The 6,173-nt window shown below is 75.3% G+C and carries 8 protein-coding genes and 1 pseudogene; 5 read left to right on the top strand and 4 right to left on the bottom strand.

Annotated elements, in window-relative coordinates; translation table 11 throughout:
* Positions 1 to 335, bottom strand: a pseudogene (locus DKT68_RS25955) (hypothetical protein); the annotation flags it as partial.
* Positions 336 to 439: 104 nt separating this feature from the next.
* On the opposite strand from DKT68_RS25955, the gene DKT68_RS25950 reads away from it, so the two are divergent.
* Positions 440 to 619, top strand: coding sequence for a hypothetical protein (locus tag DKT68_RS25950; RefSeq protein ID WP_109820001.1), 180 nt, complete (start codon positions 440 to 442; stop codon positions 617 to 619).
* A 15-nt stretch (positions 620 to 634) separates the two neighbouring features.
* On the opposite strand, the gene DKT68_RS25945 is transcribed toward DKT68_RS25950, so the two are convergent.
* Entirely contained in the window at positions 635 to 1,060 is a 426-nt protein-coding gene (locus DKT68_RS25945) for an OsmC family protein (protein ID WP_109820000.1), read from the bottom strand.
* A gap of 70 nt (positions 1,061 to 1,130) precedes the next feature.
* Positions 1,131 to 2,081 carry a serine/threonine-protein kinase gene (locus DKT68_RS25940; RefSeq protein ID WP_109819999.1) on the bottom strand — a complete coding sequence of 317 codons (951 nt, stop codon included), beginning with the start codon at positions 2,079 to 2,081 and terminating at the stop codon, positions 1,131 to 1,133.
* Between the two features lie 198 nt (positions 2,082 to 2,279).
* Between DKT68_RS25940 and DKT68_RS25935 the strand changes: the two genes are divergently transcribed.
* The 3 genes from DKT68_RS25935 (at position 2,280) to DKT68_RS25925 (ending at position 4,888) form a co-directional block, all read left to right on the top strand.
* Entirely contained in the window at positions 2,280 to 2,510 is a 231-nt protein-coding gene (locus DKT68_RS25935; protein WP_109819998.1) for a hypothetical protein, read from the top strand.
* A gap of 103 nt (positions 2,511 to 2,613) precedes the next feature.
* Positions 2,614 to 3,369: a response regulator transcription factor gene (locus DKT68_RS25930; protein ID WP_407940792.1), complete on the top strand. Its 756-nt coding sequence runs from the start codon at positions 2,614 to 2,616 to the stop codon at positions 3,367 to 3,369.
* Positions 3,347 to 4,888 carry a sensor histidine kinase gene (locus DKT68_RS25925; RefSeq protein ID WP_109819996.1) on the top strand — a complete coding sequence of 514 codons (1,542 nt, stop codon included), beginning with the start codon at positions 3,347 to 3,349 and terminating at the stop codon, positions 4,886 to 4,888. The genes DKT68_RS25930 and DKT68_RS25925 overlap by 23 nt, the downstream gene beginning before the upstream one ends.
* A gap of 5 nt (positions 4,889 to 4,893) precedes the next feature.
* On the opposite strand, the gene DKT68_RS25920 is transcribed toward DKT68_RS25925, so the two are convergent.
* A complete protein-coding gene (locus DKT68_RS25920) occupies positions 4,894 to 5,757 on the bottom strand; it encodes an arginase family protein (protein WP_236647073.1) in 864 nt (287 codons plus the stop codon).
* Between the two features lie 66 nt (positions 5,758 to 5,823).
* Here DKT68_RS25920 and DKT68_RS25915 point away from each other — a divergent pair.
* Positions 5,824 to 6,173, top strand: a 350-nt coding sequence (locus tag DKT68_RS25915) for a DUF6597 domain-containing transcriptional factor (protein WP_330848951.1), incomplete at its 3' end; no start/stop codon positions are given.

Here is a 6,173-nt window from a genome sequence, read left to right as displayed (position 1 = left end):
GGGACGACCCGGGCGGGGGCGACGTCGCGGTCCAGCGAGCGGGAGGCGCGCTCGTCGGCGATGGCGGCGCGGTCGGCCACCGCCTCGGCGAGCGGCTCCACGGGGCGAGGGGTGTCCTCGCTGCCCCGGGCGGTGGTGACCGCGACCAGGCTCAGGCAGCAGGTGACGCCGGTGGCCAGGGCGACCCGGAGCGGCGTCGAGCGCAGCAGGGCTCGACGGGGCGGCTCGGGGGCCCGGTGACGGCCGATCGTCCGTTCGGTTGATGCGGCGTCGCTCGTACGGGTGGACGGGCGCGCGTCGGTCAGCTTCGGGTCGGTGGGGTCGTCGGGATGCACTCGCCGAGGCTAAAGAAGTGGCTGGCCGATGCCATCGGCCCGATCAGTGGCATGCGCCACAATTTGCCCTGATCTTGGTGGCAATAAGGGGCAACGACTCCGCAATGCTGATCAACTTCGCTCATCGGGCCAGCCGGCTATTCCCGATTCGCCCGGCCATGTCGCCCGTGCTGACGGCCCTCGACAGCTATGGCGGCCGCTCGTCGAGCCTCACCCGTACGGCGGACGGCCGCTCCACCGATCGGTGGAGCGGTCGGCACGTCCGTTCGGTGGAGCGGCCGTGATCGTCGGTGGACGGCTCAGTGCCGGCCGTTCTCCGCCGGGGTGACGGTCAGCCGGTGCCGGCTGTTGTCGCCGCTGGAGAACGGCCAGAGCCGGTCGGCGTACTCGACCAGGTCAGCCAGTTGCTGCCGGCTCAGGCCGGCTGAGGAGATCGAGGCGTGCACGTCGGCTCGGTAGAGGCCGTCGTCGTCACGCCCCAGCTTCGCCTCGGCGCGTACCTGGACCGTGTGCGCCTCGTTGGTGATCTCCCCGGCCGCCTCCACCGCCGCGTGGTGCAGGCAGGACGCGAAGGCCGCGGCCAGCAACTGCTCCGGCCTCAACCCCGTGCAGTGCGCTGCCAGCGGCGAGGCCAGCGCGGTGGAGAGCCCGCCATCGTCGGTGCGTACGTGGCCGCCCTCGGCGGTCGCGGTGGCCTCATGCAGCCAGGAACTCGGATCCGGCATCGCGTTCCTCCCGTCGCTCACCCGCCCGGCTACCCGGCCGCCGCCCCGCGAAACGCCGTGAGCTGCGCGGTCAGCGCCGGCCGGACGGGTTCGGGCCGTCGGCCATCGGCACCGCCTCGGTGGCCTCCATCGCGGCCTGCTCGGTCCACGGCGACGTCGGAGCCGGTCGGCGGGCCGTGGGAATGAGCATCGGCACGTACACCCGGGCGTCCACGGCCTCGGCCAGCTGCAACGCGGCGACGAGGCTCGTCGGGCGACGGGCCGGGTCCTCCGCGAGGCAGGAGTGGCACAGCTCGGCCACCTCCGGCGGGAGCCCGTCGATCTCGGGCAGCCGGTCCGGCGCCTGACGGCGGCGGACGCCCAGCAGTTCGGCGGCGGTGTCCGCCCGGTACGGCAGCCGGCCGGTGAGGCTGTAGTAGAGCAGGACGCCCAGGGCGTACATGTCGGCCGCCGGGGTGGCCGGGGCGCCGTCGAGCTGCTCGGGCGCCAGGTACGCGGGTGTGCCCACCAGCATCCCGTCCGGCATCGGTTCCGACGCTCCGGTCGGTGTGGCGATGCCGAAGTCGAGCACCTTCACCCCGCTGGGGGTGAGCATGACGTTGGCCGGCTTGACGTCGCGGTGCACGATGCCGTTCGCGTGCGCGGCGGCCAGCGCCGCGCCGACCTCGGCGCAGACCCGCACCGAGATCCGCCAGTCCAGCGGCCCCGACCGCAGGTGCGCGGCGAGCGTCTCGCCCTCGGCCAGCTCCATCACGATGTACGGCACCCGCCGGCCGGGCAGGGTCGACGAGGACGTGCCGAAGTCGTGCACACTCGCCACGTTGGGGTGCACCAGGCGGGCCGCCGAACGCGCCTCGGCGCGGATCCGCTCCACCGGGCCGTGCTGGCCGTCCGCGCCGGGCGAGATCAGCTTCACCGCGACGGGCCGGTCGAGCACCTGGTCGTGGGCCTGCCACACCTCGGACATCCCGCCAACGCCGATGCGCTGTTCGAGCTGGTATCGCCCGTCCAGCGTGCGCATCGACCACTCCTCACCCTCGTACCGCCGGCGGCGGTTGCCTCCGGTTGCGGTACCCGGCCTCCCAACTGGGCAAACCGCTCCGCGAATCGCCGACCGCCGGGCCGCGTACCCCGCTGCGGGCGGCCGGTGGGTGCGGTAGCTTGCGAGCCAGGGCCGGTGTCACCGAGAGTGCCGGCACGGTCACCCGGGGGGTGCCCGATGGGCGAGGTCACCGTACGCTTCGTCGGCGGGCCCGCTGACGGCCTGGTCCGGGAGGTGCCGGCCGGGCCGGACGGCGCCCCGCCGCAGCGCTGGATCATGCGCCACCCGGATGGGACCGGGTCGGTGCAGGCCGGCCCCGACCACCTCTACGAACGTGACCAGCCCGACGCCGTCGGCGGCTGGAGCATGCGGTTCGTGCGCACCGACCCGCTCGGGGTGTCCGAGTGACCCGGGGCGGGGCGGACCGGCGGTGACGCCGACCCGCCGGCGGTCCACCCGTACAGCCGGCACACAGGTGCCGCAGAGGCGTGACACAGGCGCCGTGCCCACGATGGAGGGCATGGTCATGAACGGGCAGGCCGTGCCCCACCGGATCGAGCTGCGTCGCCCCGACGGCGAGCCGGTCCGGGTGCTGGTGGTCGACGACGAACCGACGCTGACCGACCTGCTGTCGATGGCGCTGCGCTACGAGGGCTGGCAGGTGCGCAGCGCCGGCAACGGCACCTCGGCGTTGAACACCGCACGGCAGTTCCAGCCGGACGCCGTGGTGCTCGACGTGATGCTGCCCGACCTGGACGGTTTCCAGGTGTTGCGGCGGCTGCGCGAGCAGTCTCCCACCGTGCCGGTGCTCTTCCTGACCGCGCGGGACGCCGTCGAGGAGCGCATCGCCGGGCTGACCGTCGGCGGCGACGACTACGTCACCAAGCCGTTCAGCCTGGAGGAGGTGATCGCCCGGCTGCGCGCGCTGCTGCGCCGGTCCGGCTTCGCGGTCGCCGCCCGCGAGGACGCGGTGCTGACCGTCGGCGACCTCAGCCTCGACGAGGACAGCCACGAGGTCCGGCGCGACGGGCAGCTCGTCATGCTGACCGCGACCGAGTTCGAGCTGCTGCGCTACCTGATGCGCAACCCGCGTCGGGTGCTCAGCAAGGCGCAGATCCTCGACCGGGTGTGGAACTACGATTTCGGCGGCCAGGCCAACGTGGTCGAGCTGTACATCTCGTACCTGCGCAAGAAGATCGACGCGGGCCGGTCGCCGATGATCCACACGTTGCGCGGCGCGGGCTATGTCCTCAAGCCGGCCGAGTGACCCCGGTGAGCGGCCGCACCGCCGCCCGGTTCGCGCCGCCCGCCGGTGGCTGGCCGGCCGGCCGCTGCGTACCCGACTGGTGTTCGCCCTGGTCGCGCTGCTCGCGCTGGTCAGCGTCGCCATCGGCGGGCTCACCACGGTGGCGCTGCGGCACTTCCTGATCAGCCAGGTCGACAACCAGTTGACGATGGGAGACCGACGGCCCACCGAGGTTCCGCCGTGGTTCCGGCAGGGCGGCGACCCGGGGTGGCCCGGCGCGCGACCGTCCGGGGCCGAGCGGCCCGCCCCGGAGCCGCCGCGCGGTTTCCCCCCGGGCTCCGTCGCGGTGCGGGTCGCCGACGGCGTCACCACGGCGAAGAGCCGCACCGAGAGCGGAGGGCTGGGCGACGTCGCCACCGCGGACGCGGCGCGGCTGGCCGCGCTGCCCACCGACGGCCGGCCGCGCACGGTCGACCTCGCCGAGGGTGGTGACGTCCGGGCGGTGGCGCGCCGGCTGACCAATGGGGACGTGCTGGCCGTGGGGATCCCCCTGTCCGGCGTGCGGGAGACGGTCTGGTGGATGATCGCCGCGCAGGCCGGGGTGGCCGCCGTCGGGCTGGTCCTCGCCGGTGGCGCCGGCGCGCTGATCGTTCGGGCCACGCTGCGACCGCTCAACCGGGTGGCCGCCACCGCCACCCGGGTCACCGAGCTGCCGCTGGACCGGGGCGAGGTGGCGCTCGCCGTCCGCGTCCCGGCGGCGGACACCGATCCGCGTACCGAGGTGGGCCAGGTCGGCGCCGCGCTGAACCGCATGCTGGGCCACGTCGCCGACGCGCTCGCCGCCCGGCAGGCCAGCGAGACCCGGGTACGCCAGTTCGTCGCCGACGCCAGCCACGAGCTGCGCACCCCCCTCGCCGCGATCCGGGGGTACGCCGAGGTGGCCCGGCGTGGCCGCGACGAGGTCCCCGCCGACGTGGCCCACGCGCTGCGCCGGGTGGAGTCGGAGAGCACCCGGATGACCAGGCTCGTCGACGATCTGCTGCTGCTGGCCCGGCTGGACACCGGCCGCCCGCTCGCGGTCGACCAGGTCGACCTGTCCGCCCTGGTGGTGGACGCGGTCAGCGACGCGCACGTGGCCGGCCCCGAGCACCGCTGGCAGCTCGACCTGCCCGAGGTGGTGATCCGGGTCCCCGGCGACGCCGCCCGGCTGCACCAGGTGGTGGCGAACCTGCTGGCGAACGCCCGCGTGCACACTCCGCCCGGCACGGTGGTGACCACCACGCTGACCGTCCAGGGCGACGCGGCCGTGCTCACCGTCGCCGACGACGGGCCCGGTGTGCCGGCGGAGCTGCAACCGGAGATGTTCGAGCGGTTCGCCCGCGGCGACAGCTCCCGCTCCCGGGCTCACGGCAGCACCGGCCTCGGACTGGCGATCGTGGCCGCCGTGGTGGAGGCACACCACGGCACGGTCGCCGTGCGGAGCCGGCCCGGCCGGACCGTGTTCACCGTCCGGCTGCCCCATCCCACGGCTGACGCATAGTCGGCTCACGGCCGCGGGTCTGCCGCGCCCAGCACCTCCGCGAGGACCTCGACGACGCGCCGTGCGTGGCGCCCGTCGGGGTCCTCGTCGACGTTGAGGTCGGTCACGCTCATCCCGAGCAGCCGGTCGGCGCGGGCCAGCGGGGTGACCAGCGCGACGAGGTCCGGCCAGCGCAGCCCGTCCGGCTCGGGATAGGTCACCGCCGGCAGGTCGCGCGGGTCCACCGCGTCCAGGTCGAGGTGCAGCCAGGCCGGCCCGTTCCCGCCGGAGACCAGGCCGGCCCCGACCGTCGCGGCGCCTTGGCGTAGCAGCTCCGGGGCGGGCAGCTGGTGGATCGCCGGGTCGATCCGGGCCGTCTCGGCCCGGCTGCTGTCGTCGGTGGGCGGACGGTGCCCGAGCAGGTGGACCCGGCCGGGGTCGAGCGACGCGCCGTCCTGCCCGGTGGCGGCGGACGGGCCGTGCCCGGTGATCACCGAGAGGTCCATGTCCGCGGCCTCGCCGGTCTGCGAGGTCTCGCCGTCGTAGAAGTCCGGGTGGCCGTCGACGAACCACAGCTCCGTCGTCGGGGGCAGCGCCCGGCAGATGCCGGGCAGGATGGCGCAGTCCCCGCCGAGCACCAGGGGCCGGCGGTCGTCGGTGAGCAGGGCCGCGATCCGGCTGGCGAGGGCCGCGCCGGCGCGGCGCAGGCCGGCGGCGGCGATCAGCCCGCTCGCCGGGTCGCGGACGGTGTCGCGCAGCAGCGCCTCGTCCACGCGGCCACCGTCGTCGGCTCCGAGGGCGTCCAGCAGGCCGGCCCGGCGCAGCGCGGCAGGGGCCCGCTCCTCACCTCGACCGGCGCCGGAGGAGTCCAGCGGCGCGTCCACGATCATCCAGCGCACCTGCGCAGCGTACCGACGCCATGCGTGGCTGTCGGGGGCTTCTGGCAGGCTCGGGGCATGTACCGGGAACGTCGCACCGGTGTCGCCGGCGCCGTCCTCTGGGCCAGCACCGCCCCGGCCGCCGGCCGCACGAGCCGGGTGCTGCCGGACGGCTGCCTCGACCTGCTCTGGTCCAGCCGGGCCGGCCTGCTGGTGGCCGGCCCGGACCGCACCGCCTTCGTCAGCGCCAGCCGGCCGGGGGAGCGGTGGGTCGGGCTGCGGCTGCCGCCCGGTGTCGGCCCGGCGGTGCTCGGAGTCCCGGCGGTCGAGCTGCGCGACCGGCGGGTTCCACTCGCCGCGCTCTGGGGCGACCGGGCGGCGGACGCGCTCGCCGAGCGGGTCGCCGAGGAGCCGGCCGCGGCCCTGTT

It is taken from the genome of Micromonospora acroterricola, from assembly GCF_003172955.1.
GTDB classification, from domain to species: Bacteria; Actinomycetota; Actinomycetes; order Mycobacteriales; family Micromonosporaceae; genus Micromonospora; species Micromonospora acroterricola.
Note: the sequence above shows the minus strand (reverse complement) of the source record. Positions and strands in the feature narration are given on the sequence as shown.